At 66.6% G+C, this 25,319-nt stretch carries 23 protein-coding genes and 3 tRNA genes; 19 read left to right on the top strand and 7 right to left on the bottom strand.

The window, feature by feature from the left end:
• Positions 1 to 17: 17 nt before the first annotated feature.
• The 5 genes from dusB to ASE96_RS16070 all read left to right on the top strand — a co-directional run bounded on the left by dusB (position 18) and on the right by ASE96_RS16070 (position 4,866).
• On the top strand, positions 18 to 1,199 hold the full coding sequence (dusB, locus tag ASE96_RS16090) for a tRNA dihydrouridine synthase DusB (RefSeq protein WP_056432659.1): 1,182 nt from the start codon (positions 18 to 20) through the stop codon (positions 1,197 to 1,199).
• The gene (locus ASE96_RS16085) at positions 1,192 to 2,481 is read left to right on the top strand and encodes a deoxyguanosinetriphosphate triphosphohydrolase (RefSeq protein ID WP_056432657.1); all 1,290 of its coding nucleotides are present in this window, start codon (positions 1,192 to 1,194) and stop codon (positions 2,479 to 2,481) included. Before dusB ends, ASE96_RS16085 begins: the two co-directional genes overlap by 8 nt.
• 52 nt (positions 2,482 to 2,533) lie before the next feature.
• A complete protein-coding gene (gene dnaG, locus ASE96_RS16080) occupies positions 2,534 to 4,474 on the top strand; it encodes a DNA primase (protein WP_056432654.1) in 1,941 nt (646 codons plus the stop codon).
• Between the two features lie 110 nt (positions 4,475 to 4,584).
• A tRNA-Asn gene (locus tag ASE96_RS16075) sits at positions 4,585 to 4,657 on the top strand.
• Between the two features lie 136 nt (positions 4,658 to 4,793).
• Positions 4,794 to 4,866 (top strand) — tRNA-Asn (locus ASE96_RS16070).
• Between the two features lie 76 nt (positions 4,867 to 4,942).
• Here the strand turns inward: ASE96_RS16070 and ASE96_RS16065 are convergent.
• Together ASE96_RS16065 and ASE96_RS16060 are read right to left on the bottom strand one after the other, a co-directional pair.
• A complete protein-coding gene (locus ASE96_RS16065) occupies positions 4,943 to 5,350 on the bottom strand; it encodes a hypothetical protein (RefSeq protein WP_056432651.1) in 408 nt (135 codons plus the stop codon).
• Between the two features lie 849 nt (positions 5,351 to 6,199).
• Entirely contained in the window at positions 6,200 to 7,423 is a 1,224-nt protein-coding gene (locus ASE96_RS16060; RefSeq protein ID WP_056432648.1) for a multidrug effflux MFS transporter, read from the bottom strand.
• A gap of 184 nt (positions 7,424 to 7,607) precedes the next feature.
• On the opposite strand from ASE96_RS16060, the gene ASE96_RS16055 reads away from it, so the two are divergent.
• The 6 genes from ASE96_RS16055 to ASE96_RS16030 all read left to right on the top strand — a co-directional run bounded on the left by ASE96_RS16055 (position 7,608) and on the right by ASE96_RS16030 (position 13,008).
• Positions 7,608 to 8,501, top strand: a complete 894-nt coding sequence (locus tag ASE96_RS16055; protein ID WP_056432645.1) for a phage holin family protein — start codon at positions 7,608 to 7,610, stop codon at positions 8,499 to 8,501.
• Positions 8,502 to 8,556: 55 nt separating this feature from the next.
• A complete protein-coding gene (locus ASE96_RS16050) occupies positions 8,557 to 9,198 on the top strand; it encodes a CDP-alcohol phosphatidyltransferase family protein (RefSeq protein ID WP_056432642.1) in 642 nt (213 codons plus the stop codon).
• On the top strand, positions 9,198 to 10,127 hold the full coding sequence (locus ASE96_RS16045; RefSeq protein WP_056432639.1) for a DMT family transporter: 930 nt from the start codon (positions 9,198 to 9,200) through the stop codon (positions 10,125 to 10,127). The genes ASE96_RS16050 and ASE96_RS16045 overlap by 1 nt, the downstream gene beginning before the upstream one ends.
• Positions 10,128 to 10,206: 79 nt before the next feature.
• A complete protein-coding gene (locus tag ASE96_RS16040) occupies positions 10,207 to 11,403 on the top strand; it encodes a glycosyltransferase (protein ID WP_056432637.1) in 1,197 nt (398 codons plus the stop codon).
• A 77-nt stretch (positions 11,404 to 11,480) separates the two neighbouring features.
• Positions 11,481 to 11,557: transfer RNA gene (locus ASE96_RS16035), tRNA-Ile, on the top strand.
• Positions 11,558 to 11,817: 260 nt separating this feature from the next.
• Positions 11,818 to 13,008: an acyl-CoA dehydrogenase family protein gene (locus ASE96_RS16030; protein WP_056432634.1), complete on the top strand. Its 1,191-nt coding sequence runs from the start codon at positions 11,818 to 11,820 to the stop codon at positions 13,006 to 13,008.
• Between the two features lie 52 nt (positions 13,009 to 13,060).
• Here ASE96_RS16030 and ASE96_RS16025 read toward each other — a convergent pair whose 3' ends face one another.
• Positions 13,061 to 13,645 (bottom strand): murein hydrolase activator EnvC family protein, encoded by a 585-nt coding sequence (locus ASE96_RS16025; protein ID WP_056432631.1) that lies wholly within the window; start codon positions 13,643 to 13,645, stop codon positions 13,061 to 13,063.
• A 450-nt stretch (positions 13,646 to 14,095) separates the two neighbouring features.
• Here ASE96_RS16025 and rpsB point away from each other — a divergent pair, with 450 nt between their 5' ends.
• From rpsB to ASE96_RS15995, 6 genes are all read left to right on the top strand, one after another.
• Positions 14,096 to 14,977 (top strand): 30S ribosomal protein S2, encoded by an 882-nt coding sequence (gene rpsB / locus ASE96_RS16020; RefSeq protein ID WP_056432628.1) that lies wholly within the window; start codon positions 14,096 to 14,098, stop codon positions 14,975 to 14,977.
• Between the two features lie 157 nt (positions 14,978 to 15,134).
• Positions 15,135 to 15,971 carry a translation elongation factor Ts gene (gene tsf, locus ASE96_RS16015; RefSeq protein ID WP_056432625.1) on the top strand — a complete coding sequence of 279 codons (837 nt, stop codon included), beginning with the start codon at positions 15,135 to 15,137 and terminating at the stop codon, positions 15,969 to 15,971.
• A 199-nt stretch (positions 15,972 to 16,170) separates the two neighbouring features.
• The gene (gene pyrH, locus ASE96_RS16010) at positions 16,171 to 16,908 is read left to right on the top strand and encodes a UMP kinase (RefSeq protein ID WP_056432622.1); all 738 of its coding nucleotides are present in this window, start codon (positions 16,171 to 16,173) and stop codon (positions 16,906 to 16,908) included.
• 122 nt (positions 16,909 to 17,030) lie between these two features.
• Positions 17,031 to 17,588 carry a ribosome recycling factor gene (gene frr / locus ASE96_RS16005; protein WP_056432619.1) on the top strand — a complete coding sequence of 186 codons (558 nt, stop codon included), beginning with the start codon at positions 17,031 to 17,033 and terminating at the stop codon, positions 17,586 to 17,588.
• Complete coding sequence (locus ASE96_RS16000; RefSeq protein ID WP_056432616.1) at positions 17,588 to 18,508, top strand: phosphatidate cytidylyltransferase; 921 nt, start codon at positions 17,588 to 17,590, stop codon at positions 18,506 to 18,508. Before frr ends, ASE96_RS16000 begins: the two co-directional genes overlap by 1 nt.
• An 81-nt stretch (positions 18,509 to 18,589) precedes the next feature.
• Positions 18,590 to 19,168: a DivIVA domain-containing protein gene (locus tag ASE96_RS15995; protein WP_056432613.1), complete on the top strand. Its 579-nt coding sequence runs from the start codon at positions 18,590 to 18,592 to the stop codon at positions 19,166 to 19,168.
• A gap of 3 nt (positions 19,169 to 19,171) precedes the next feature.
• Here ASE96_RS15995 and ASE96_RS15990 read toward each other — a convergent pair whose 3' ends face one another.
• The 4 genes from ASE96_RS15990 to ASE96_RS15975 are packed head-to-tail and all read right to left on the bottom strand — an operon-like array spanning position 19,172 to position 23,059.
• Positions 19,172 to 20,638, bottom strand: coding sequence for a sodium/solute symporter (locus tag ASE96_RS15990; protein WP_056432610.1), 1,467 nt, complete (start codon positions 20,636 to 20,638; stop codon positions 19,172 to 19,174).
• Positions 20,639 to 20,645: 7 nt separating this feature from the next.
• Complete coding sequence (locus tag ASE96_RS15985) at positions 20,646 to 21,083, bottom strand: hypothetical protein (RefSeq protein ID WP_235500298.1); 438 nt, start codon at positions 21,081 to 21,083, stop codon at positions 20,646 to 20,648.
• Positions 21,080 to 21,799 (bottom strand): LytR/AlgR family response regulator transcription factor, encoded by a 720-nt coding sequence (locus ASE96_RS15980; RefSeq protein WP_056432607.1) that lies wholly within the window; start codon positions 21,797 to 21,799, stop codon positions 21,080 to 21,082. The genes ASE96_RS15985 and ASE96_RS15980 overlap by 4 nt, the downstream gene beginning before the upstream one ends.
• Positions 21,800 to 21,841: 42 nt before the next feature.
• The gene (locus ASE96_RS15975; RefSeq protein WP_056432604.1) at positions 21,842 to 23,059 is read right to left on the bottom strand and encodes a sensor histidine kinase; all 1,218 of its coding nucleotides are present in this window, start codon (positions 23,057 to 23,059) and stop codon (positions 21,842 to 21,844) included.
• 229 nt (positions 23,060 to 23,288) lie between these two features.
• Between ASE96_RS15975 and ASE96_RS15970 the strand changes: the two genes are divergently transcribed.
• Positions 23,289 to 23,669, top strand: a complete 381-nt coding sequence (locus tag ASE96_RS15970; protein WP_056432601.1) for a DUF485 domain-containing protein — start codon at positions 23,289 to 23,291, stop codon at positions 23,667 to 23,669.
• The gene (locus ASE96_RS15965) at positions 23,666 to 25,282 is read left to right on the top strand and encodes a solute symporter family protein (protein ID WP_056432598.1); all 1,617 of its coding nucleotides are present in this window, start codon (positions 23,666 to 23,668) and stop codon (positions 25,280 to 25,282) included. Before ASE96_RS15970 ends, ASE96_RS15965 begins: the two co-directional genes overlap by 4 nt.
• Positions 25,283 to 25,319 lie beyond the last annotated feature (37 nt).

Below are 25,319 nucleotides of genomic sequence, written 5' to 3'. Positions count from 1 at the left end.
TTTGAGACAATGAACGGGTGACTGTTGTAGCGACCCCTCCCGCCCCCAAGCTGGAACTCCCGCCCCTGAAGCTGGGCCCCCTCACGGTGGACACCCCCGTGATCCTGGCTCCGATGGCGGGCATCACCAACTCCGCGTTCCGCAGGCTCTGCCGTGAATACGGCGGCGGCCTGTATGTCGCCGAGATGGTCACGTCCCGTGCCCTCGTGGAGCGCACGCCGGAATCCCTGCGCATCATTTCGCACGACGACGACGAGAAAGTCCGGTCCGTCCAGCTCTACGGTGTGGACCCTGTGACCGTCGGCCAGGCCGTCCGGATGCTCGTCGAGGAAGACCGCGCGGACCACATCGACCTCAACTTCGGGTGCCCCGTGCCCAAGGTGACCCGGCGCGGCGGCGGTTCCGCACTGCCCTGGAAGATCGACCTCTTCACCTCGATCGTGCAGACCGCGGTCAAGGAAGCCTCCAGGGGCAACGTCCCGCTGACCATCAAGATGCGCAAGGGCATCGACGAGGACCACCTCACGTACCTCGACGCCGGCCGGATCGCCCGCGATTCCGGCGTCGCCGCCGTCGCACTCCACGGCCGCACCGCCGCGCAGTTCTACTCCGGCCAGGCCGACTGGTCCGCGATCGCGCGCCTGCGTGAAGCGCTGCCGGACATCCCGGTACTCGGCAACGGCGATATCTGGTCCGCCGAGGACGCCATCCGCATGGTCCGCGAGACCGGCGTCGACGGCGTTGTGGTGGGCCGCGGCTGCCAGGGCCGCCCGTGGCTGTTCGGAGACCTCATGGCCGCTTTCGAAGGCAGCGACGCCCGCCACAAACCGGATTTGGGGCAGGTGGCGGAAGGCGTGTACCGCCACGCCGAGCTGATGGTGGAAACCTTCGGCAACGACGAAGGCAAGGCGCTCCGCGAGATCCGTAAGCACATGGCCTGGTACTTCAAGGGGTACGTGGTCGGCAGCGAACTGCGGACCAAACTGGCGATGGTAACCAGCCTCGAAGTGCTCCGCGCGACGCTCGACCAGCTGGACCTCGATTCGCCGTACCCCGGCGTTGACGCGGAAGGCCCGCGCGGCCGCGCGGGTTCGCCCAAGAAGCCCGCCCTCCCCAAGGACTGGCTCCTGGACCGCAACATGGACGCCGAGCAGTCCCGCGAGATCTGCCACGCCGAACTGGACGTGTCCGGTGGCTGAAACCAGGACCACGGCACCGGTACTGGACGGCTATGTGGCCCGCGACTCCGCCCGCTGGGTTGAAGAGCCGCCCAAGTCCACCTACCGCTCCGACTTCGAACGTGACCGCGCCCGCGTGCTGCACTCCTCGGCCCTCCGCCGGCTCGGGGCCAAGACGCAGGTGGTGGCGCCGGACACCGACGACTTCGTCCGTACCCGCCTCACCCACAGCCTCGAGGTGGCCCAGGTGGGCCGCGAACTGGGCCGTGCCCTGGGCTGCGATCCGGACGTCGTGGACACCGCCTGCCTCAGCCACGACCTCGGCCACCCGCCCTTCGGCCACAACGGCGAATCGGCCCTCAACGAAGTCGCCCACGCGATCGGCGGATTCGAAGGCAACGCCCAGACCTTGCGCCTGCTGACCCGGCTGGAACCCAAAGTCGTTGCCCTGGACGGGCGGCCCGCCGGGCTGAACCTCACCCGGGCCAGCCTGGACGCCGCGGCGAAATACCCCTGGTCGGCCGAGAACGCCCCCGTCATCCACGGCGAGCGGACCAGCAAGTTCGGCGCCTACGAGGACGACCTGCCGATCTTCGACTGGATCCGCGAGGCCGCCCCCGAGCGCCGCTCCTGCCTTGAAGCGCAGGTCATGGACCTCGCAGACGACATCTCCTACTCCGTGCACGACGTCGAGGACGCTATCGTGGCCGGCCATTTCCAGCTCCGCTGGATGGATAATCCGGACCACCGTGCCCGCGTGGTGGGCTACGCCAAGCAGTGGTACCTGCCGCACAACGACCCCGCCGCGATCGATGCCGCCCTCGCCCGGCTGGAAGCCACCAGCGTCTGGGTCCGCGAGGCCGACGGCAGCCGCAAGTCCATGGCCGCGCTCAAGGACATGACCAGCCAGCTGATCGGCCGGTTCTGCCAGAGTGCCCTGGCGTCCACCCGCGCGGTGTACGGCCCGGAAAACCTGACCCGCTACAACGCGGAGCTGATCGTTCCGGACGAGACCGTGATGGAAATCGCCGTGATGAAGGGCCTGGCCACCACCTTCGTGATGACCACCGAGCACCGGCAGCCCATCTACGAACGCCAGCGCGAAGTCCTGCACGCCCTCGTCACCGCCCTGAGCGCCACCGGCGACCGCCATCTGGAGCCGATGTTCGCGGCCGACTGGCGCGACGCCGCCGACGACGGCGCTCGGCTGCGTGTGGTGATCGACCAGGTCGCGTCGCTGACGGACGGCTCCGCGCTGGCCATGTACGAGCGGCTCGTCGGAAGCCTGCCGTCGCTGTGGTGACTGGCGCCATAACCGGCCCTCCGGCGTCGTACCCGGGTACTAGGATGGCACTGTGGCCGGCTTGATCAAACGTGAAGACATCGACGAAGTACGCCAGCGCACGGACATCAAGGAAGTCGTCGACGGCTACGTGACGCTCAAGGGCGCGGGCCTGGGCTCCTACAAGGGCCTGTGCCCCTTCCACGACGAGCGTTCACCCTCGTTTACGGTCCGCCCCCAGGTGGGCAGGTACCACTGCTTCGGCTGCGGCGAGGACGGCGACGTCATCTCCTTCGTGCAGAAACTGGACCACACGTCGTTCCATGAAGCCGTGGAGAAACTGGCCGCCCGGATCGGCTTCGAGCTCCGCTACGAGGACGGCGGCTCCGGACCGAACCGCGAAGACGTCGGCCGGCGGCAGCGCCTGCTCGATGCCCACAAGGTCGCCGACGAGTACTTCCGCGCCCAGCTGCTGACCCCGGGTGCCACCGAGGGCCGCAACTTCCTGCACGCCCGCGGCTTCGACCGCGCGGCAGCGGACCAATTCGGTGTCGGCTACGCCCCGCAGGGCTGGGACTCCCTGCTCAAGCACCTCCGCGGCAAGGGCTACACCGATCCTGAACTGAAACTGACGGGAATGTTCTCCGAAGGCGGCCGGGGGATCTACGACCGGTTCCGGGGCCGGCTGATCTGGCCCATCCGGGACATCGCGGGGGAGACCATCGGCTTCGGTGCCCGCAAGCTCTACGAGGACGACCAAGGCCCCAAGTACCTCAACACCCCGGAGACCGCGCTCTACAAGAAGTCTCAGGTCCTCTACGGGATCGACCTCGCCAAACGCAACATCGCCAAGGACCGCCAGCTCGTCGTTGTGGAGGGGTATACCGACGTGATGGCCTGCCACCTTGCCGGGATTCCGACGGCGGTCGCCACCTGCGGTACGGCGTTCGGCACCGAGCACATCAAGATTGCCCGCCGCCTGCTCTCCGATGACGGCAGCGGCGGCGAGGTCATTTTCACCTTCGATGGCGACGCCGCCGGCCAGAAAGCGGCCCTGCGCGCCTTCGAGGAGGACCAGCGCTTCGTCGCGCAGACTTACGTGGCCGTGGAACCCAACGGCGCAGACCCCTGTGAGCTGCGCCAGTCCAAGGGGGACGCCGCCGTCCGTGACCTGATCGGCACCCGGCGCCCGCTGTTTGAATTCGCCATCCGCGCCGCCCTGAAACGGCACAACCTGGACACCGTCGAGGGCCGGATCGCGGCCCTGCGCGAATCCGCCCCGGTAGTCGCCCAGATCCGTGACGCCGGCATCCGCCCCGCCTACGCCCGGGAACTGTCGGGCTGGCTGGGCATGCCGGTGGAGGAAGTCAGCCGTGCCGTGGGTGCCGCCGCCAAGCGTGCGGCCCAGCCGCCGTCGGGCAGCGCCGGTTCCGGCCACCAGGGGCAGGGAAACAGCCAGGGCCGCGGCTCAGGATACGGCGCGGGATCCGCGCCGGGAGTTGCGCCCCTGCCGCCGTCGCCCGCCCTGCCGTCGTTCAACCGGCCGGACCCGCGCGACCCCGTGGCCGCGATGGAACGGCAGGCGCTGGAGGTTGCCCTGCAACAGCCAGGGATGCTGGAAGGTGAGACCTGGCAGCGTTTCTCCGAGGCGAGGTTCTCGACGCCGGCCTACCTGGCCATCCACGAGGCCATCCGGGCCAGCGGGCTGGCGCTCACCGGCGACCCCGTGCGCTGGGTGGAACAATTGCTGCACGAGGTCCCGGAGCCACTGCGCCCGCTCGTGTCCGAGCTGTCCGTCGTGCCGCTGCCGGCCAGCACCGCCGACGGCGTCCTGCGCTACTGCCGGGACATCCTAGCACGCCTGTTCGAGCTGCAGATCACCAGGGTCAAGGCTGAAAAGATGGGACAGCTGCAGCGGCTGGACGCGACCTCCGCCCCGGAGGAGTTCCAGCGGCTGAACCGCGAACTTATGCAGCTGGAGATGCAACGGCGGTCGCTGCGCTCGGAGGGCTGATATCGCGGATTGTCCCGTTCGGCGGTCGTGACTGGTCCCATTCGGGGGTACCCGTTCGGGGTCAATTTCACTTCCCGGCCGGGAGTTTGCTAGGCTTATATCCGCTTCATTCCTCCTTAGCTCAATTGGCAGAGCATTCGACTGTTAATCGAAGGGTTGCTGGTTCAAGTCCAGCAGGAGGAGCGCGCAGTCCCCGTTCCGGGTTACCGGAACGGGGACTTTTTTATACCCGGAGGGGGTATCAGGGGTGTGGGCCGGGATCCGGCCGGTGTCGATTTCCTAAGCGGCGAAACCTTTGCTAATGTCGTACCTGCTTCATTCCTCCTTAGCTCAATTGGCAGAGCATTCGACTGTTAATCGAAGGGTTGCTGGTTCAAGTCCAGCAGGAGGAGCGGACAGGTCCCGCAGCCGGTGAATCACTGGCTGCGGGACCTTTTTTGTGCCCTCTTACGGCGGCTCATCCCGTCCTTAGACGAAGTACATCTCCACCTGCAGGAACCGCTCGGCTTCCGCCACGGCCCCCTGGAAGGCGTCGAACTCGGTGGGTGACTTGCGGGGCTCGCGCGGGTGCCACTCGTGCGGGGCGGAATGGATCTGGGTGAACCCGCCGCCGGGCGGGGCATAGAAGATGCCGAAGCGCTGCACCGGCCACTCGGGGGAGGTCTCGGGGGCGACCAGGAGCGCCGAATCGTAGGCCGGGTTGTACCACTGGGCGATCGGTCGCCGCCGGTCCTCGGTAAAGAGTCCAGCCGCGAAGAGCGCCGCCGACTGCTGGCTGGTCTGGCTGCACAAGCGATCCCACCACAGAGGCAAAATGCCGGCGTCACACCGCTGCCAAGTGGCCGGTAGGGGCGGCTGTTCCTTCCAGTGGGGCACATCTACAACTTTATCGCCCGGGGGTGGGCGCGAACAGGGCCGGTGGGCGCCAGCCGCGTGCCCCGCCCTCCGGGACATGCCCCCTGCCGGCGCCGGGGAGTGGGCATAGGGCCCATATGCTCATTCCTGGCCGCGGCGACTGGACGTGCCCAGCGGGGGAGGCTGTCGGGGCCCCAACTCGGCAGGGGGACAGACCCCCTGCCGGCGCCAGCGGGTGGACGTAGGGCCCATATGCTCATTCCTGGCCGCGGCGACTGGACATGCCCAGCGGGGGAGACTGCCCGGTGCCGGGGTCGCCGCTGGACATGCCCAGCGGGGGGAGGCTGCCCGGTGCCGGGGTCGCCGCTAGACATGCCCAGTGGGGGAAGGTGCCGGGTGTCGTCCTTGCCGCTGGACATGCCCAGTGGGGGAGGCTGCCCGGTGCCGGAGTTAGCCCGCCTCGCGACGTTCCTTCCCAGTTGCTGTGAATCGCAGCGGAATCTCCCGGGAGATTCCGGGGCTTTTTTCGGGCCTAAGGCAGTCTCGGGGCAGGCAACTGGGCAGGAGCGCTTTCTGACTTGGCCGAGGTTCCGCTCGCCGTGGCGACTGGACATGTCCATTGGGGAAGGCGGCCGGGTCCTAACTTCGCAAGGGGGCATGTCCTCTGCCGGCGCCATCGAGGGGACATAGCGCCCATATGCTCAGTCCTGACCGTGGCGACCGGGCATGCCCAGCGGGGAATGCGCCGGGCCCGACTCCGCAGGGGGGCATGTCCAATGTTGGTGGCATCGAGGGGACATAGCGCCCATATGCTCAGTCCTGGCCGTAGCGGCTGGACATGTCCAGTGGGGGAAGGCGCCGGGTGCCGGGCTACTGGATCGGCGGGACGGTGCGGGGCCTGACGACCAGCCAGAGCGCGGCTGCGGCCAGGAAGATGCACGCGGCCTGGACGGCGCCCATCGGGGTGGCGGAGGAGACGCCCAACCAGCCCACCACCGGCGAGATGAGGCCGGCCATCAGGAAGGTCGCGGCACCGAGCAGGGAGGCAGCGGTGCCGGCCTGCGCACCGTGCTTGGCCAGCGCCAGCACCTGGACGCAGGGGAACGTGAAGCCGGCGCCAAGGATATAGAACCAGAGCGGCACCATGACACCCCAGAGCCCGAAGCCCAGCTGGTCGAAGATCACGATCAGGACGGCCATCAGGAACATCCATGCCGTGGAGCAGGCCAGGATCCACTGCGGCGGTACCTTCCGGATGATCCGCGAGCTGGTCTGCACCCCGGCGACAATGCCGAGGGAATTTATGCCGAAGAGGAGGCCATACTGTTGCGGGCTGAAGCCGTAGACGTCCTGGAAGAGGAACGGCGACGCGGAAAGGTAGGTGAACAGCCCGGCAAAATTCATTCCTCCCACCAACAACAGCCCAACAAAGATCCGGTCGGCGAACAGGACGCCGTAGCGCTGGCGGGCGGTCATGCCCGTTTTTCCGCGGAGTTCCCGGGGCAGCGTCTCGCGCACCACGAACACGGCGGCAATCAGCACACACATGCCGTAGCCGGCCAGGAAGAAGAAGATCCCCGGCCACGGCATGAACAGCAGCAACTGCGAGCCGATCACCGGCGCGAGGATCGGCGCCAGGCCGTTCACCAGCGCCATCCGGGAGAACATCCGCACCATGGCGAATCCGCTGAACAGGTCCCGAACCATGGCCATGGCCACCACACCGCCCCCCGCAGCGCCGATGCCCATCAGTACCCGGAAGGTGCCCAGAGTCGCGATGTCGGTTGAGAGCGCCGCCCCCAGGGAAGCCATGATGTGCACCGCAGTCGCCAGGATCAGCGGGATCCTGCGGCCGAACTTGTCGCTGAGCGGGCCCACCACAAGCTGGCCGACGGCAAAACCGATCGTGGTGCCGGTCAGCGTCAGCTGCACGGCCGCCTCGGAGACGCCCAGGCTCTCCTCCAGTGCCGGGAAGGCCGGAAGGTAGAGGTCCACCGTGAAGGGTCCCAAGGCGGTGAGGGCGCCGAGCATCAGTATGTAGAGGAGCTTGCGGCGGCGGCTCAGGGAATCGCCGGGATTCGTGGGTGTAGTCACAGAGGTCAATCCTAGGGCTCGCGGCACCCGTTCCCGTGTGCGGCCAGGGCGCGCCACAGCCCGCCGCCGCGTCCCGGTCAGGAGCCTGAATGGTAGTTTTGACACCGGGGTGTGCGTGAAGCTGCGCAGACCGGCAAGCCGCGCGAAAGCGGGAATCATGGATGTAACCAGTTAGGCGGGACCGATGAGCGGACGTCACAGCGGCGGGACAAGCGAGGGGCTGCGCATTTCCGCACTCCCCAGAACCCTCAAACTGATCTTCAAGCTGGCTCCGCGGCAGCTCAACGACGAGATCGCCCTCGCCAAAGTCGAGCTCAAGCGCAAGGGCATCGCGGTCGGTGTCGCCGCTGCGTTTCTCGCCGTCGCGCTGGCCTTTGTCGCGTTCCTGGTCGTCGGCCTCATCGTTGCCGCCATCATGGGCCTCGCCACGATCATGCCCGCCTGGCTCGCGGCGCTGCTCGTCTGTGGTGTTTTCCTGGTGATCGCCGCCATCGCGGGCCTGGTGGGGGTCGGCAAGTTCAAGAAAGCCATGCCGCTGGTTCCCGAGGATACGATCCGTGGCATCAAGTACGACCTCGGCATCGCCAAAGAAGGCTCCGCCTTCGATCCTGCCGTGCTGGACCCGGAGTCCGACGTCTACAAGGCGGCCAAAGCCGCCAAGGCGGAGGCCGCCGCGAAGGCCAAGGCTGAGAAGGAAGCCAAGAAGGCCGCCGAGCCGGACTTCGGTCCGCCGCCCACCGAAGCGGAGCTGCGACGCCGGGTAGACCAACGCCGCACGCACCTCACCGGGGTCCGCGATGAACTCAACGAGGAACTCGACGTCAAAACCCAGGCCCAGGCGCTGCTGGCCGCGGCCCAGGTGAAGCTGCGGGACGGCAAGGAACAACTCAGCGGCAAGGTGGCCGGTTTCCGGTCCGCGGCGGCCCGCACAGCGAAGCGTCCGGCGACCCCTGCCGGCGCCACTGGGGAGGGCACCGGCATGGCCGACCAGCTGAGCCAGCGGTGGAAGCCGCTCGTTGCGCTCACCGCCTCAGCAGCCGCCCTCGTGTTCCTCCTGCGCAAATTCATCAAGGGCTAGGCAGCCCGCTGAACTGCAACGCCCAATCGTTGCCGGCCACGGAAAGGGGGACTGGATGAAGTTCATCGGCGCTGGTTCCCGGCCTGGTCAGGCCCAGATCCACCACGACCGGGTCTTCACCGTCCCCAATGTCCTGACCATTGTGAGGTTCCTCGGCGTCCCGCTTTTCGTCTGGCTCGTCCTTGGGGTTCAGGAGTACGGCTATGCGGCACTCGTCCTTGCCATCATGGGCAGCACCGACTGGGTGGACGGCTACGTGGCCCGCCGCTTCAACCAAATGTCCAACCTCGGCCGGATCATGGATCCCATCGCGGACCGTCTGTCGCTGATCGCGGTTGCCGTCACTCTGGTGGTCGCCGGCGTCGTCGAATGGTGGTACCTCGCGGCGCTCCTCATCCCGGACGCCATCCTGCTCGCCTTGTCGCTCTACTACTTCCACGGCCACCCCGATCTGCCCGTCAGCAAGATCGGCAAGATCCGGACCGCGCTCCTGCTGGTCGGCACGCCGCTGCTCGTCCTCTCGAAACTTCCTGTCCCGGGCGCCGAGGCGTACTTCGTGGCCGCCTGGATCTTCCTCGGGCTGGGCCTCGTGGGGCACTGGATTGCCGCCTACAACTACTTCTGGGCCATTATCCGCAAGGGTAAAAAGGTCAAGAGCAGCATGCCCGACGCCGACGCCGACGGCGGCAGCCGCTGATGATGTGGTTCGCCGTACTGCTGGCCGTCCTGGGCGCGTTCTGCCTCGCGTTCGGCGCCCAGCGCCAAGGCAGTGCAGTCAAGGCGGATACCGGGGGACTGGCGCTCAGCAACCATGGCATGCTCCGGCTGCTCCGCAATCCCCGCTGGGTGTTCGGTCTGCTGCTCCTTTGCGTGGGCATGGCGTTGAACTCGGTCGCCCTGGTGATGGCGCCGTTGACCGTGATCCAGCCGATCGGAGCGATCGCCCTCGTTATCACCACGATCGTCAACGCCAAGGACCAGGGGCTGAGCATCAACCGGGCCACGGTAGTGGCCATCACCGCCTGCGTCACGGGTTCGGCCCTGTTCGTGATTCTGGCGGTTAACGTCACTCAGGAGAACCACCAGGTCAGCGCCTCTGACGAGCTGACGGTGGTGCTGCTGCTGGCCCTGGCTGTCGGGCTGTTCGGGACCCTCGCCCTGGTGTTCCGGCACCGGATGAGCGCCTTCATCTACATCCTTGGCGCGGGCATCCTGTTCGGCTTTGTCGCTGTCCTGACCCGGATCATCGGCAAGCACCTGCTGGATCCCAACGGCTTGGGTGTGCTGAACGTGCCATGGTACTCGGTGGTCGCGATTGTGGCCGCCGGCGTCCTAGGCTCGTGGTTCGTCCAGAACGCCTACTCCGGTGGCCCGCCGGATCTGGTGATAGCCGGGCTGACCGTGATCGACCCGATCGTGGGCATCGGGATCGGCATCACGATCCTCGGCGAACTCCGCCCGGATGTCCACGCCGTGACGGCGATTGCGATGGGCGCGGCCGGTTTGCTTGCTATCGTGGGAGTGATCGCCTTGTCCAGGCACCACCCCGAAGTCACCAAGCGCAAGAAGGACGCGCGGAAGGCCGCGGGGCGGGCGGCCCAGGACAAGACCAGACTTCAGCAGTAGGCCCGGTACGCCTGCGCCGACGGCCAGCCGGCCACTTCAGATCCAGCTGCCCGCACCGTGACCACCAGGAGCTCTCCACGTGACCATGCCTGACCACCAGCATCCGCTGACCATCCTGATAGCCGCGGACACCTACCCGCCCCACGTCAATGGCGCTGCGATGTTCGGCTACCGCCTGGCGAAGGGCATGACGGCACGCGGACACGATGTGCACGTCTTGGCCTGCCGTCCGGACAAGGGCAAGAGCTACACCGAGTTCAGCGACGAAGGCACAGTCCACCGGATCCGCTCCCACTCAGTTCCCACGCACGAGTACTTCCGGATTACCTTCCCGTGGGAGATCAAGAAGGAAATCAGCCTGCTGTTCGACCGGATCCAGCCGGATGTGGTGCACATCCAGAGCCACTACATGATCGGCGAGCACGTGCTCTACGAGGCCGTCAAGCGCGGCATCCGGATCGTGGCGACCAACCACTTTATGCCCGAGAACCTGAACCCCTTCCTTCCTTTCCCGCAATGGTTCAAGGACATCGTGGGTCGCATTTCGTGGAAGGACATGGGCAAGGTCATGGGCCAGGCCGACGTCGTCACCACGCCCACGCCGCTGGCCGCGAAGGCGATGCACCAGCATGCATTCCTCCGCCAGGTCCTGCCGCTCTCCAACGGCATCGACTCGGCGGCCTACGAACTCAAGCCGGGTGAGGAAGTGGCCCGGCACAGCAGCCCCACGGTGCTGTTCGCCGGCCGGCTCGCCGAGGAGAAGCACGTTGACGTGCTGATCGAGGCCGTTGCCAAGACTCCCAAGGAGCTGGACGTCCACCTCGAGATCGTAGGCGGCGGCGAGGTGCGGCCGGCGCTCGAGGCCCAGGTCGCGAGGCTGGGTCTCCAGGACCGGGTCAAGTTCCTGGGACTGGCGAGCGACGCCGAACTCCGCCGGGCCTACATCGCCGCCGACCTGTTCTGCATGCCGGGCACAGCCGAACTGCAGTCCCTCGTGACGCTGGAAGCGATGTCCGCGTCCACGCCGGTGCTGCTGGCGGACGCCATGGCACTCCCGCACCTGGTGCGGGACGGCGAAAACGGCTACCTGTTCACGCCCAACGACAGCGACGACCTCGCGGCCAAGATGGTCCGCGTCCTGTCGCGTCCGGCGGATGAGCAGGCGGCGATGGGCAAGGCCAGCCGGGGGATGGTGGAGAGCCACAGTATCGAGCGGACTCTGCAGGCCTTCGAGGATCTCTACTGCGGCGCAAGCTACGACGACCTCGTGGTCTGAGCCGGGCCACTACTATTGTTAGAGTGATTTTCGCCCGAGAACCATCCGGCCTTCGCCGGGCCGGTTTCCGGGCCCACGGGGCTATAGCTCAGCTGGTTAGAGCGCGGGACTCATAATCCTAAGGTCCTCGGTTCAAGTCCGAGTAGCCCTACCAACACGCGGAACCCGGACCGGGATCCGCGTCCTCGGGAGCCGGGCCGATGTTTCGACGTCGGCCCGGCTCCTTTCTCGTTTCGCCCGACTCCGGCGCTGTGCCGCCTTGGCCTGGCAGGAACCTTCCCGGCGACGCACGTCCCGATGGGTTCCGTCACTTGCGGGGGCTTGCTCACTGCGGTAAGTTACTGATGAGTAACATAGCGCTGGCGCGGAGCCGGCGTCATTCTGGTCGCCGCTGATCACACGTGAAGGAACACCATGTCCAAAGCTGACATTGACATCAACAACCTCCCGTACGCCGATGGCGACTTCTTCGCCTTCGAGCAGCTGCTCAGCGGCAAGGAGCAGGACCGTCTCGCAGAGGTCCGCGAGTTCCTCGCACGCGAGGTCAAGCCGATCGCCGTCGACTGCTGGAACCGCGCCGAGTTCCCGATGGACCTGATCCCGAAGCTTGCCGAGATCGACCTGGTCAGCCCGGTCCGGAGGCAGGGCTACTCCAACGTCTTCGCGGGAATCATGCACGCCGAGGCAACCCGTGCCGACACGTCCATCGCCACCTTTATGGGTGTCCATGACGGACTCTTCACCGGCTCCATCGAGGCACTCGCCTCCCAGGAGCAGCAGGAAGCGTGGCTTCCGGACATCTACTCCCTCAAGAAAATCGGCGCCTTCGGCCTCACTGAACCGCTCGGCGGATCAGACGTCGCCGGCGGCACCCGCACCACGGCGCGCAAGGAGGGCGACAGCTGGATCCTCAACGGCGCCAAGCGCTGGATCGGAAACGCCACCTTCTCCGACTGGGTGGTCATCTACGCCCGGGACCTCGCCGACAACCAGGTCAAGGGGTTCCTCGTCGACACCAAGACCGAGGGCTACCGCGCCACCAAGATCGAGAACAAGATCTCGCTGCGCACCGTGCAGAACGCGGACATCACCCTCGACAATGTGGTGGTACCGGACTTCTTCAAGCTCGCGAACGCCAACAGCTTCCGCGACACGAACAAGGTCCTTAAGGTCACCCGGTTGGCCGTTGCCTGGCAGGCAGTCGGCCAGCAGCTGGCGGCCTTCGACGTCGCCCGCCGCTACGCGGTGGAGCGCAGCCAGTTCGGGCGCCCGATCGCTTCCTTCCAGCTGGTGCAGCATCAGCTTGTGCAGATCCTCGGAAACGCCGTCAGCTCGATGGGCATGATGGTCCGGCTCTCCCAGCTGGAGGACCTCGGCCAAGCCAAGGACGAGCAGTCGGCCCTGGCCAAGGCCTTCACCACGGCGCGGATGCGGGAGAGCGTAGCCCTCGGCCGCAGCATCCTGGGCGGCAACGGGATCGTGACCGACTATGAGATGGCCAAGGTCTTCTCGGATGCCGAGGCCATCTACTCCTACGAAGGAACGCACGAGATCAACACGCTCGTCACCGGCCGGGCGATCACCGGCATCTCCGCGATCGTCTAGCCCGCGGCGCCCGGCCTGGCTGCGGCCCTTCGTTGCGCATCTCCGCCGCGCCCTATCCGGGCGCGGGATCCACGGGAGGGAGCAGGACGGAGGGCCGCAGGTCTGTCACGAAGGCCAGCGGATTGAGGTATTCATCGCCGCGGCGGACGCCCCAGTGCACGCAGGGCCCCGGTTCGCAGTGGCCGGGCTGGATCCACCCCAGGACCTCTCCCTCCGCGACGGCGTCGCCCGGGTTGAGATCGCTGCGCACTGCCTCGAAGCTGCTCCGCAATCCGGTTCCGTGGTCGATGGTGATGACCGGGCGGTCCACCACGATGCCGACAAAGCTCACCGTCCCGGCCGCCGGTGAGGTGACCGGGGCGCCGTCGAACCGGGCCTGAAGATCTACGCCGCGGTGACCGCTCAGCCATGGCCTTGCCGGCGGATCAAAGGCGCGCATAACGGCGGGCCGGGGATTCAGCGGCCAGCTCCAGCCGCCGGCCGCCATGCCGGAACCCGGGCCAGGCGTGATGCCGGAGCTTGGGCGGCCATTGGGGCTGGACCCCATGGCCGGGCCAGCGCCCGCTGACCCCACCACGAGGGCGAGGGCGAGAAGCAGGGCGGGAACAAAGGCGGCACGGTTCGCCGGAATCTTCATACACCCAGCCTGCACCTGCCGCCGTTTTGCTGTAAGCGCCGCCGCTGGCTATGTGGATACAGCAAGGAGAGCAGGCTGCGGCCACCTCCGCAGCCCCTGCGAAGACCCTCCGCAGTCCCCGGAAACCGTCCATTTTGGCACCGCCCCTGTAGTACACTTGGTGGAGCAGTTTGCTGTGCCCTCACGCTTGATCAAGCCGGCACGCCTCATTCAGGGGTGCGGGGAAGCAGTGGCTGACTACGCGTATCCAGCCCTCCTCATTCGAAGCTTCAACTCTTCAGGGTGCGGAGGACTGCGCCTCTTTCGGTCCCGGCCCATCGTCGGGATAAGAAGCGCAGTGGATGCCAGGAGCACCGCCCGCCTGGGTGTTGCTAATCAACCGTCAACTATTGGCAGGGTAAGACAGCCCATGGGCTGTCTCATGAATGACCTGCCGGAAGGAGCGTCGGCATGCCCGTCGTAACTATGCGCCAGCTGCTTGACAGCGGCGTCCACTTTGGACACCAGACCCGCCGTTGGAACCCGAAGATGAAGCGTTTCATCTTCACGGAGCGCAACGGCATCTACATCATTGACCTGCAGCAGTCGCTGTCCTACATCGACCGTGCCTACGAGTTCGTGAAGGCCACCGTTGCACACGGCGGCACCGTCCTCTTCGTCGGCACCAAGAAGCAGGCGCAGGAATCCATCGCCGAGCAGGCCACCCGCGTTGGCCAGCCGTACGTCAACCAGCGTTGGCTCGGCGGTATGCTGACCAACTTCCAGACGGTCTCCAAGCGCATCCAGCGCATGAAGGAACTCGAAGAGATTGACTTCGACGACGTCGCCGGTTCCGCTTACACCAAGAAGGAACTGCTGCTCCTTCGCCGCGAACTCACCAAGCTGGAAACCAACCTCGGTGGTATCCGTAACCTGACCAAGGCGCCTTCCGCGCTGTGGATCGTGGACACCAAGAAGGAACACCTTGCTGTCGACGAAGCCAAGAAGCTGAACATCCCGGTTGTTGCCATCCTGGACACCAACTGCGATCCGGACGAAGTCGACTTCCCGATCCCGGGCAACGACGACGCCATCCGCTCCGTCAACCTGCTGACCCGCGTTGTTGCTGACGCCGTTGCTGAGGGCCTCATCGCCCGCAACCAGCGCGCCACCGGCACCACGGAAGCACCGGAAGAGCCGCTGGCCGAGTGGGAGCGCGAGCTCCTCGAAGGCAGCAAGACCGAAGAAGCTGCTGCTGCTCCGGCCGCAGAAGCCGCTCCGGCCGCTGAAGAAGCACCCGCTGCTGCCGAGGAAGCTCCGGCTGCCGACGACGCCGCCGGCGAAGCCAAGTAGTCAGACACCCTGACTGCCAGCTCAGCTGACAAATAAATCCGGATCTCCCCGCACGCTCTCCGCGGCGCAGGGGAACTGACAGGATGGCCGCTCACAAGGTGAGCTGCCGTCCTGTCAGTCCGTACACCACACAAAATTTCTAGACAGAGGGGTTCACATGGCGAACTACACTGCCGCTGATATCAAGGCTCTGCGCGAGCGCACGGGCGCCGGCATGATGGATGTCAAGAAGGCTCTTGACGAAGCCAACGGTGACGCCGAAAAGGCCATCGAAATCATCCGCATCAAGGGCCTCAAGGGCGCCACCAAGCGCGAAGGCCGCTCCACCGCAGAAGGCCTGGTTGCTGCCAAGGTCGACGGCGGCGTTGGCGTGATGATCGAAGTCAACTGCGAGACCGACTTCGTCGCGAAGGCTGACAAGTTCATCCAGCTCGCCGACAAGGTCCTGGCCATTGCCGTTGAGTCCGGCGCTGCCGATCTCGAGACCCTGCTGGCCACCGAGGTCGACGGCAAGCCGCTGTCCGAGGTCGTCGTCGAAGAGGGCGCCGTTCTGGGCGAGAAGGTTGTTGTCCGCCGCATCTCCCGCATCGAGGGCGCAACGGTCGACGCTTACCTGCACAAGACCTCCAAGGATCTCCCGGCCCAGGTCGGCGTCCTCTTCGCTGTTGACGGCGAAGGCGAAGCAGCTGCCACCGCAGCCCACGACGTCGCCGTCCACATTGCCGCGATGTCCCCGAACTACCTCTCCCGCGAGGATGTTCCGGCCGAGCTCGTCGAGTCCGAGCGTCGCATTGCCGAGGAGACCGCCAAGGCTGAAGGCAAGCCCGAAGCAGCAATGACCAAGATTGTGGAAGGCCGCGTCACGGGCTTCTACAAGGGCGAGGTCCTCCTCGACCAGGCATTCGCCAAGGATGCCAAGAAGTCTGTCGCGCAGGTCCTCGAAGAGGCCGGCGTCAAGGGCACCGCATTCACGCGTTTCCGCGTCGGTTCCTAGTCAGACACTAGTCAGACACGCTGAGGGGGTGGTCACTGCGGTGGCCACCCCTTTTGCATGCACCCGGGACACCGTCCCGGAAAAACCGGGTAGTCCCGGGTAGATCCGGGCAGTCCAGGAAAATCCGGGTCCGGGCCGAATGACTCCTTTGGCCCCCGGCACGATAACCTTTTGCAGAGTTCACCAACGGGAAGGCACCATGGAAACCGTCACTACTTCAGCCCAGCCAAAGAAGAGCCGGCGCCGAGTCCTGTTGAAGCTTTCCGGCGAGGTCTTCGGCGGCGGCAAGCTGGGCGTCGATCCCGATACAGTCCGCGGCGTGGCCAAGCAGATCGCCGCGGCAGTCCCCGACGTCGAGGTTGCGATCGTCGTCGGCGGTGGAAACTTCTTCCGCGGCGCCGAACTGTCGCAGAGCGGCATGGACCGTTCCCGCGCCGACTACATGGGCATGCTCGGCACGGTCATGAACTGCCTGGCCCTCCAGGACTTCCTGGAACAGGCCGGCGTCGAAACCCGTGTGCAGAGCGCCATCACCATGGGCCAGGTCGCCGAGGCGTACATTCCCCGCCGCGCCATCCGCCACATGGAAAAGGGCCGTGTGGTCATCTTCGGCGCCGGCGCCGGACTGCCGTACTTCTCCACCGACACCGTGGCCGCCCAGCGTGCCATGGAGGTCCACGCCGACGTCGTCCTTATGGCCAAGAGCGGGGTCGACGGCGTCTACACCGCGGACCCGAAGAAGGACCCCACGGCCGAGAAGCTGCACCACCTCAGCTACGATGATGCGCTGCGCCGCGACATCCGCGTGATGGACCAGACCGCCATGACCATGTGCAAGGACAACAACCTCACCATGGTGGTGTTCGGCATGGAAGGCGAGGGCAACGTCACCCGGGCCATCCTGGGCGAGGACCTGGGCACCGTCGTCACCCCCTAGCAGCGGCTAGGATGTTTTCAGGACATTTCCGCACCTCGAAGCCCGGGGCCAGCAGGCGGAACGCCACCAAGACCGTGCAGCACCCCGCCAGCGGCGGGTGCACCAATTTCTGAGGAGAGATCGTGATCGAAGAAACCTTGCTCGAAGCCGGGGACAAGATGGACAAGGCGGTTGAAGTAGCCAAGGAAGACTTCGCCTCGATCCGCACCGGCCGCGCCAACCCGGGCCTCTACAACAAAGTGCTGGTGGACTACTACGGCTCACCCACGCCGTTGCAGCAGCTGGCTTCCTTTGCCATCCCGGACGCCCGCACCATCCTCATCACGCCGTTCGACAAGACCGCCCTGCGCGACATCGAGCGTGCCCTGAGCGACTCCGAAGTGGGAGCCAACCCCTCCAACGACGGCAACGTCATCCGGATCACCATTCCGGACCTGACGGCCGAGCGCCGCAAGGAATACGTCAAGATCGTCAAGTCCAAGGGCGAGGACGCCAAGGTGTCCATCCGCAACATCCGCCGCAAGGCCAAGGAAACCCTGGACAAGCTGGTCAAGGACGGGGAAGCCGGCGAGGACGAGGGCAGCCGCGGCGAAAAGGAACTGGACGCCATCACCAAGGCCCACGTCGACGGCATCGACGAGCTTCTCAAGCGCAAGGAAGCCGAGCTGCTCGAGGTCTGATGGCGCAGGAACAGGGGGACCCCGGAGCGCACCTCCGGGTACGGGGGAAGCAGCGGAGGAACCCGACGCCGAAGGCCGGCAGGAATCTTCCCGCCGCCACCGCTGTGGGCCTCGGCATGCTCATCTTCGTCCTTGGCGGACTATTGTTCCTTCCGCTGGGGTTTGTGCTCATTGTCACCACCTTCGCGATCTTCGGTGTCTGGGAAGTTTTCCGCGCACTGGAGACCTCGGGCACCCGGCTGCCGATCATTCCGGTGATGACAGGAACGGTTGCGATGCCGGCCGCGGCCTACTTCGGCGGCCTCGAAAGCCTCCTGTTCGCGATGATGCTCAGCAGCGTTGCCGCGCTGATCTGGCGGTCCCTCGAGGGCGCCGCAGGATCCGCGCGCAGCATCTTCGCCGGCGTCTTCACGCTGGCCTGGGTCCCGTTCCTGATCAGCTTCGCCGTGCTGCCGCTGCACACGTTCGTGGGGGAGACGCCCGTGGGGCTGTGGCCCGACGGCGTTGTTCCGCCGGGAGCGTGGCAGATCGCCACCCTGCTGCTGCTGGTGGTGGCCAACGACACCTTCGGGTACCTTGTTGGCGCCTCGCTCGGCAAGCACCCGATGGCGCCGAAGATCAGCCCCAAAAAAAGCTGGGAAGGCTTCGCCGGTTCGATGGGCGGGGCCACGGCAGTTGGTGTTCTCGCCGCCGTTTTCCTGCTGGACAGGCCCTGGTGGGTGGGAGTGGTGCTGGCCGTGGGCATGGTTGCCGCAGCCACCGCAGGGGACCTCTCCGAATCCATGGTCAAGCGCGAACTCGGCATCAAGGACATGAGCAGCATCCTGCCCGGCCACGGCGGGGTCATGGACCGCCTGGACTCGATCGTCTTCGCATCCCCGGTAGCCTTTATCCTCTACTCAATCTTTGCCGGCGCGTGAGGAACTTCCGCTTCCGTCCTCCGGCCCTAGAATGGTGCCGGGCAAACCAGCCGAACGGCATTGAAGGAAACAAAACTAACAGTGGACATTCAACGGCAGATTCCTGCTTCCTTTGACCGCGTGCAGCGGAATCAGTACGGCTACAACGCCAAGCAAGTGGACCAGTTCATGCAGCGGGCACGGGTGTCCTTCGAATCGCCCCGTTCCGCCGCCCGGCCGGTCAAGAGCGCGGACGTCCGGGCAGTCTCCTTTGACCCCGTCAAGGGCGGCTATGCCGCATCCGACGTGGACGCCGCTCTGGACCGCCTGGAGGACGCCCTCGCCTTGCGGGAGCGCGACGAACTGGTCGCCGAACGCGGCGAGGACGCCTGGCTGCGCGAGATCGGCCGGCTGGCCGGCCTGCTCCGCGGACGGCTGCACCGCCCCGACGGCGAGCGTTTCCGGCGTCCGGCCAAGGCCAAGGCACGCAGCTACAACACCACGGACGTGGATGACCTCTGCCACGATCTGATCGGCTACCTCGAAGAGGACAAGCCGCTGAGCGTGGACAATGTGCGCCGCGCTGTGTTCCGGCCCGCCGTCGGCAAGGACGGCTACGAGGAAAACCAGGTGGACGCCTTCCTGGACCGCGTCGTCGAGCTGATGGCCGCCATCGACTGAGCGTCAGCGCTCGGTGACCAACGGCCGTTCCGGTGTATGCAGCCGGGTCATGAGCCGGGTGATGGTCCGCGGCACGCGGCCGCGGGTGGCACGGGAGACCATGACCATCACGGCAAACGCTGCCGGCACCGTCCAGGCAGCGGGCTGCGCCAGCCAGGGCGGGGTCCCGCCGGGACTCAGCCAGGCTCCGGCCACCATCGCCCCGCCGCACAGCACGGCCCCCGTCACCATGCCGGCGATCGCCCCGGCGTCGGTCAGTCCGCGCCACCAAATGCCCAGCAGCAGCACCGGACAGATCGTCGACGCGGTAAAGGCAAACACCATCCCCACGCTCCCGGCCAGCGCGAGCGAACCCGTCATGGACGCGATGCCCAGCGGGACCACCGCGGAAATCACGGCCGCCCGGCGGAAGCCCTGGACGCTGCCGCCGAACAGGTCCTGGCTGATCACCCCGGCGAGCGAGACCACCAACCCGGAGGTCGTGGACAGGAACGCGCCGAACGCTCCGGCCACCACCAGCGCGGACAGCAGGTCACCGGCCATCCCGCCAACCAGCTCCCCGGGCAGCAACAGCACCAGTGCATCGGCCTGCCCGCTTTGCGCCAGGTGCGGGGCGAACACCCGGCCGATCAGCCCGTACGCCGTCGGGAACAGGTAGAAGACCGACAAGAGGCCCAGCACTATCAGGGTGGTCCGGCGGGCCGACTGCCCGTCCGGGTTCGTGTAGAAGCGCACCAGCACGTGCGGCAGGCCCAGCGTCCCGAACAGCAGCGCCACCAGCAGGGAAACATTTTGGTACATGCCGGCCGGGGCCGCGCCGGTGGGGTTCACGGAGCCCTCCGCCACCGCGGGAGTCCCGGAGTCCGCCAGTACGAAGACGATGAACAGGATCGGCACCGCCAGCGCCGTTAATTTCAGCCAGTACTGGAACGCCTGGACAAAGGTAATGGACCGCATGCCGCCCGCGACGACCGTGACGCACACGACGACGACCACCGCCACCATCCCCACCCACGCCGGCAGCCCGGTGGTGATCCGGATGGCCAGCGCCGCGCCGTGGAGCTGCGGGACGATATAGAGCCAGCCGACAATGACGACGACGACGCTCGTGACGCTGCGGACCACCCGGGAATCGAGCCGCGCTTCGGTGAAGTCGGGAATCGTGTAGGCGCCGGAACGGCGGAGCGGGGCGGCGACGAAGAGCAGCAGCATCAGGTAGCCCGCGGTGTATCCCACCGGAAACCAGAGGGCGTCCGTGCCGGAGAGCAGGATGAGCCCGGCTACGCCCAGGAAGCTCGCCGCTGACAGGTATTCGCCGCCGATCGCCGAGGCGTTCCACCAGGGCCGCACCGTCCGGGACGCTACGTAGAAGTCCCCGGTGGTGCGCGAGATCCGCAGCCCGTAGAAACCGATGCCCGCCGTGGCCAGCGAGACTGCGGCGAACGCTGCGATGGCGACGGCCGGGTTCACGGACGCCTCACTTGTCCCCGACGAGATCCCGGTAGCGGGACTCGTTCCGGGCCGCCGTCCGGATATACAGCCACGCGCTGAGCCCGACCACCGGGTAGATCCCCGCGCCCAGCAGCACCCAGTCGAAGGGCAGGCCCATGATCGTGGACTCCGCGAGCCCGGGGACCAGCCCCAGCATCAGCGGGAACGCGGCCAGGATCAGCAGGAATCCCGCGGCCACCACCACCCCGAGCCGCAGCTGCGAGCGGATCAACGAGCGGACAAACACCTGGCCGGCGTCGGATTCCTCGGCGGCCTCGCGGGAAGCGGCGGCCAACCTCGCGGCCGTCACCGCGCTGCCGCCCTGACTGGCGCTGCCTGCCGTGACGCTGCCCGCTGTGGCGCTGCCTGCCGTGATGCCGCCAGCCCGGACGCTGCGGGGCGCGGTGACGCGGACGCGGGTCATGCCTGCGGCCGGATCCGGGTCGCCTCAAGCTTCTCCCGCACTGACGGCAGGTGCCGCCGGCTGATTGGCAGTTCGGCACCCGTCACGGTGACGCTGGGACGGGCGGCGGCGAGCTTCATGTGGCTGACATGGTTCAGCGCGATGAGGTAGGACCGGTGGATGCGGATAAACCCTGCTTCGGCCCATTGCTGTTCCAGGTCGGCCAGCGGAACGCGGATGAGGTAGCTGGCGTCCGCGGTGTGCAGCCTGGCGTAGTCGCCCTGGGCCTGGACATAGGTGACATCCTCGCGGCGGATCATCTTGGTGGTGCCGCCGAGGTCCACGGTGATCATCTCCGGCCGCGGGGCGCCCTCCTTGAGCAGTTCGCTGATCCGGCCGATCGACTTCGCCAGCCGCTCGGCGCGGACGGGTTTTAGGAGGTAGTCCACGGCGGCCAGCTCGAAGGCTTCCAGGGCGCAGTCCTCATCGGCAGTGACGAAAACCACCGCGGGCGGCCTGCTGCTGCGCGAGATGACGCGCGCGATGTCCAGGCCGGAGAGGGCCGGCATGTGGATGTCCAGAAAGACGGCGTCGACAGCCTCGGCCTCGAGGGCTCGCAGGGCCTCGGTCCCGGAGGACGCGCGGTAGATGGTGCCGATCCGGTCGTCCCGGCCGAGCAGGAAGGCCAATTCCTCAACAGCGGGCAGCTCGTCGTCGGCGACGAGGACGTTAATCATGGATCAAGACTACTGCCGCAGGCACGGCAGCCGGCCGCAGGCTCAGGCATCGTGGCGGGGCTGCGACTTGGGGACGCGCATGGTGATCAGCGTGCCTTCCCCGGGCGCCGTCTCGATCACCAGCCCGTTGTCGTCGCCGTAGACCTGCCGCAGCCGGGCATCGACGTTGCGCAGCCCGACGTGATCGCCCTCGCCGTGCCCGGCGAGGACCGCCCGCAACTGCTCCGGATCCATGCCCACGCCGTCATCCTCGATGGTCACCTCGGCGAAGGCGCCGGAATCGTTGGCCGTAATGGAGATGTGGCCCGGTCCCTCTTTCGCCTCGAGACCGTGCCGGACGGCGTTTTCCACCAGCGGCTGCAGGCTCAGGAACGGGATCACGGTGCTGAGCACTTCGGGGGCGATCCGCAGGCTCACTTGCACGCGGTCGCCGAACCGGGCACGTTCCAGCAGCAGGTAGCGGTCGATGCAGCGCAGTTCCTCGGCGAGCGTGGTGAAGTCACCATGCCGGCGGAAGGAGTAGCGCGTGAAGTCCGCGAACTCCACCACCAGCTCGCGCGCCCGGACCGGGTCCGTGTTGATGAAGGAAGCGATCGCGTTCAGGGAGTTGTAGATGAAGTGCGGGCTGATCTGGGCCCGGAGGGCGCGCACCTCGGCCTCCATCAGCAGCGTGCGCGACGCGTCGAGTTCGGCCAGTTCCACCTGCGTGGCCACCCAGTCGGCCACCTCGCTGGTGGCCCGGACCAGGCCGGAGCCCACCGCCGGGGCGAAGGCGGCCACCACGCCCACCACCCTGGTCCCCGTTTTGATCGGGGCGATCACCGCGCCGCGTTCCACGTCCGTGCGGGTGGCCACGGTGCCCTGGCCCTGGGCCAGTTCCTGCACCTCGCCGGCCGGGATCACGGCGGTATGGCCGCCGTCGAGCACTCCCGCCGACAGTTCCATCAGGAGCGGCTTGAGCTCCTCCCCGGCCCCGTCCCAGGCGAGGACACCGGACGTGTCGGCTATCGCCAGCGCGTCGCAGCCCAGCAGGCTGCGCAGCTGCCGGCTGGCCTTGGCGGCGCCGGTCGGATTGAGCCCGGTCCGCAGATGCTGGCCGGCGCGCGAGGCCGCGTGCAGCGTCTTGTAGGTGGCCCGCTCCGCGTCGGTGCCAAGGTCCCTGAAGGAGCGGAGCACCTTGAGCCCAACGGCGACGACGACGGCGATCGCCGCTGCGATCACGGCGATGGCGGCGGCGGTGAACAGGGGAGAGTCGGGCATGGGCCCAGCGTATCGCGGCGCCCGCCGGGCGACGGCCGTTCGGGCGCCGGACCGTGCTGGAGGCACCGCTGACCGCAGCATCCCGACCGCTGAGCGACGCAGGGCCGGGCGGTTCTGTTGGTTGGCCGCATCACGGGAGACAGTGATAGCAGTCACATTGGCCCGTGGGCTGTTCGGAGCAGGTCAAAGCAAGCCGGTGTGGACTCGCCAGTCTCAATGAGGAGGAACGATGGGTCACGAAGCCCAAGAAACGGACGCTACGGCGGCCGTGGACTTCAAGGAAGTCCAGTCGACGGAGCGGTTCCAGGAACTGCGCAAACGTCACCGCAGCTTTGTCTTTCCGATGGCCATTGCATTCCTGCTCTGGTACTTCGCCTATGTCCTGCTGGCCGACTATGCGGTGGAGTTCATGTCCACCAAGGTCTGGGGCAACATCAACATCGGCCTGATCATGGGCCTGCTTCAGTTCGTGACCACGTTCGCCATCACCGGCTGGTACGTCAGCTACTCGAACCGGAGGCTGGACCCGATCGCAGCGGAAATCCGCCATGAAATCGAAGGCCACGAGTTCGACAAGCACGGCAACCAGATCAGCGGGGTAGAGAAATGACGTTTATGGTCCCCGCAGTGAACGTTGCGGATCTCAAGGAAACCACGCTGCTGAACATGGGCATCTTCGCCCTGTTCGTGGCGGTCACCATGATCATCGTGATCAAGGCAAGCCGAAACAATAAGACGGCCGCGGACTACTACGCCGCCGGACGGTCCTTCACCGGGCCGCAGAACGGCACCGCCATCGCCGGCGACTACCTGTCCGCGGCCTCGTTCCTCGGCATCACCGGCGCCATCGCCATCAACGGCTACGACGGCTTTATGTACTCCATCGGCTTCCTGGTCGCCTGGCTCGTCGCCCTGCTGCTCGTGGCCGAATTGCTCCGCAATACCGGCAAGTTCACCATGGCCGATGTTCTCTCCTTCCGGCTCAAGCAGCGCCCCGTGCGCATCGCAGCCGCCATCTCCACCCTCGCGGTCTGCTTCTTCTACCTCCTGGCCCAGATGGCCGGAGCCGGCAGCCTGATCTCCCTGCTGCTGGGCATCAGTGACTGGGGCGGACAGGCGCTGGTCATCATCGTCGTCGGCGCCCTGATGATCATGTACGTACTGATCGGCGGCATGAAGGGCACCACCTGGGTCCAGATCATCAAGGCCATGCTCCTGATCGCCGGCGCTGCCGTGATGACCTTCTGGGTCCTCGCTATTTACGGCTTCAACCTCTCCGACCTGCTCGGCGGAGCGGTGGAAACCTCGGGCAACCCGAACATCCTGAACCCGGGCATGCAGTACGGCAAGACCGAAACCTCCAAGCTCGACTTCATGTCCCTGGGCCTGGCCCTCGTGCTCGGCACCGCGGCCCTGCCCCACGTGCTCATGCGCTTCTACACGGTCCCGACCGCCAAGGAAGCCCGCAAGTCCGTGGTCTGGTCCATCTGGCTGATCGGCCTGTTCTACCTGTTCACGCTGGTCCTGGGCTACGGTGCTGCGGCGCTGGTGGGCGCTGAAACGATCAAGGCTGCTCCGGGCGGCGTCAACTCCGCGGCACCGCTGCTGGCGTTCCACCTCGGTGGCCCGCTGCTGCTCGGCTTCATCTCGGCCGTGGCGTTCGCCACCATCCTGGCCGTCGTCGCCGGCCTGACGATCACCGCGGCGGCATCGTTCGCCCACGATATCTACGCCAGCGTCATTGCCAAGGGCAAGGCTGACCCGGCCACCGAGGTCAAGGTGGCCCGCAAGACCGTCATCGTGATTGGTCTCCTGGCCATTGCCGGCGGCATTTTCGCCAACGGACAGAACGTGGCGTTCCTCGTGGCGCTCGCCTTCGCGGTGGCGGCATCGGCCAACCTGCCCACCATCCTGTACTCGCTGTTCTGGCGTAAGTTCACCACCCAGGGCGCCATCTGGAGCATGTACGGCGGGCTCGGCTCGGCGATCATCCTGATCGCGCTGTCCCCGGTGGTCTCCGGTGCCAAGACGTCCATGATCCCGGGCGCCAACTTCGCGATCTTCCCGCTCAGCAACCCCGGCATCGTCTCCATCCCGCTCGCGTTCTTCCTGGGATGGCTCGGTTCGGTGCTCGACAAGAGGCTGGAAGACACCACCAAGCAGGCCGAAATGGAAGTCCGCTCCCTCACGGGCGTGGGCGCCGAAAAGGCCACCGACCACTAAGGCATCACCCGCTGGTGATCCACACCGGCTGACAGAC

Source organism: Arthrobacter sp. Leaf69 (assembly GCF_001422645.1).
GTDB lineage: Bacteria > Actinomycetota > Actinomycetes > Actinomycetales > Micrococcaceae > Arthrobacter.
Note: the sequence above shows the minus strand (reverse complement) of the source record. Positions and strands in the feature narration are given on the sequence as shown.

Coding starts and splice junctions, on each gene's coding strand:
- ASE96_RS15980 (WP_056432607.1), bottom strand. CDS start 21,799: ATGATTAACGTCCTCGTCGCCGACGACGAGCTGCCCGCTGTTGAGGAA.
- ASE96_RS16055 (WP_056432645.1), top strand. CDS start 7,608: ATGAGCGGACGTCACAGCGGCGGGACAAGCGAGGGGCTGCGCATTTCC.
- ASE96_RS15965 (WP_056432598.1), top strand. CDS start 23,666: ATGACGTTTATGGTCCCCGCAGTGAACGTTGCGGATCTCAAGGAAACC.
- ASE96_RS16025 (WP_056432631.1), bottom strand. CDS start 13,645: ATGAAGATTCCGGCGAACCGTGCCGCCTTTGTTCCCGCCCTGCTTCTC.
- ASE96_RS16030 (WP_056432634.1), top strand. CDS start 11,818: ATGTCCAAAGCTGACATTGACATCAACAACCTCCCGTACGCCGATGGC.
- ASE96_RS15975 (WP_056432604.1), bottom strand. CDS start 23,059: ATGCCCGACTCTCCCCTGTTCACCGCCGCCGCCATCGCCGTGATCGCA.
- rpsB (WP_056432628.1), top strand. CDS start 14,096: ATGCCCGTCGTAACTATGCGCCAGCTGCTTGACAGCGGCGTCCACTTT.
- tsf (WP_056432625.1), top strand. CDS start 15,135: ATGGCGAACTACACTGCCGCTGATATCAAGGCTCTGCGCGAGCGCACG.
- ASE96_RS16050 (WP_056432642.1), top strand. CDS start 8,557: ATGAAGTTCATCGGCGCTGGTTCCCGGCCTGGTCAGGCCCAGATCCAC.
- pyrH (WP_056432622.1), top strand. CDS start 16,171: ATGGAAACCGTCACTACTTCAGCCCAGCCAAAGAAGAGCCGGCGCCGA.
- ASE96_RS15985 (WP_235500298.1), bottom strand. CDS start 21,083: ATGACCCGCGTCCGCGTCACCGCGCCCCGCAGCGTCCGGGCTGGCGGC.
- ASE96_RS15970 (WP_056432601.1), top strand. CDS start 23,289: ATGGGTCACGAAGCCCAAGAAACGGACGCTACGGCGGCCGTGGACTTC.
- ASE96_RS16045 (WP_056432639.1), top strand. CDS start 9,198: ATGATGTGGTTCGCCGTACTGCTGGCCGTCCTGGGCGCGTTCTGCCTC.
- ASE96_RS16000 (WP_056432616.1), top strand. CDS start 17,588: ATGGCGCAGGAACAGGGGGACCCCGGAGCGCACCTCCGGGTACGGGGG.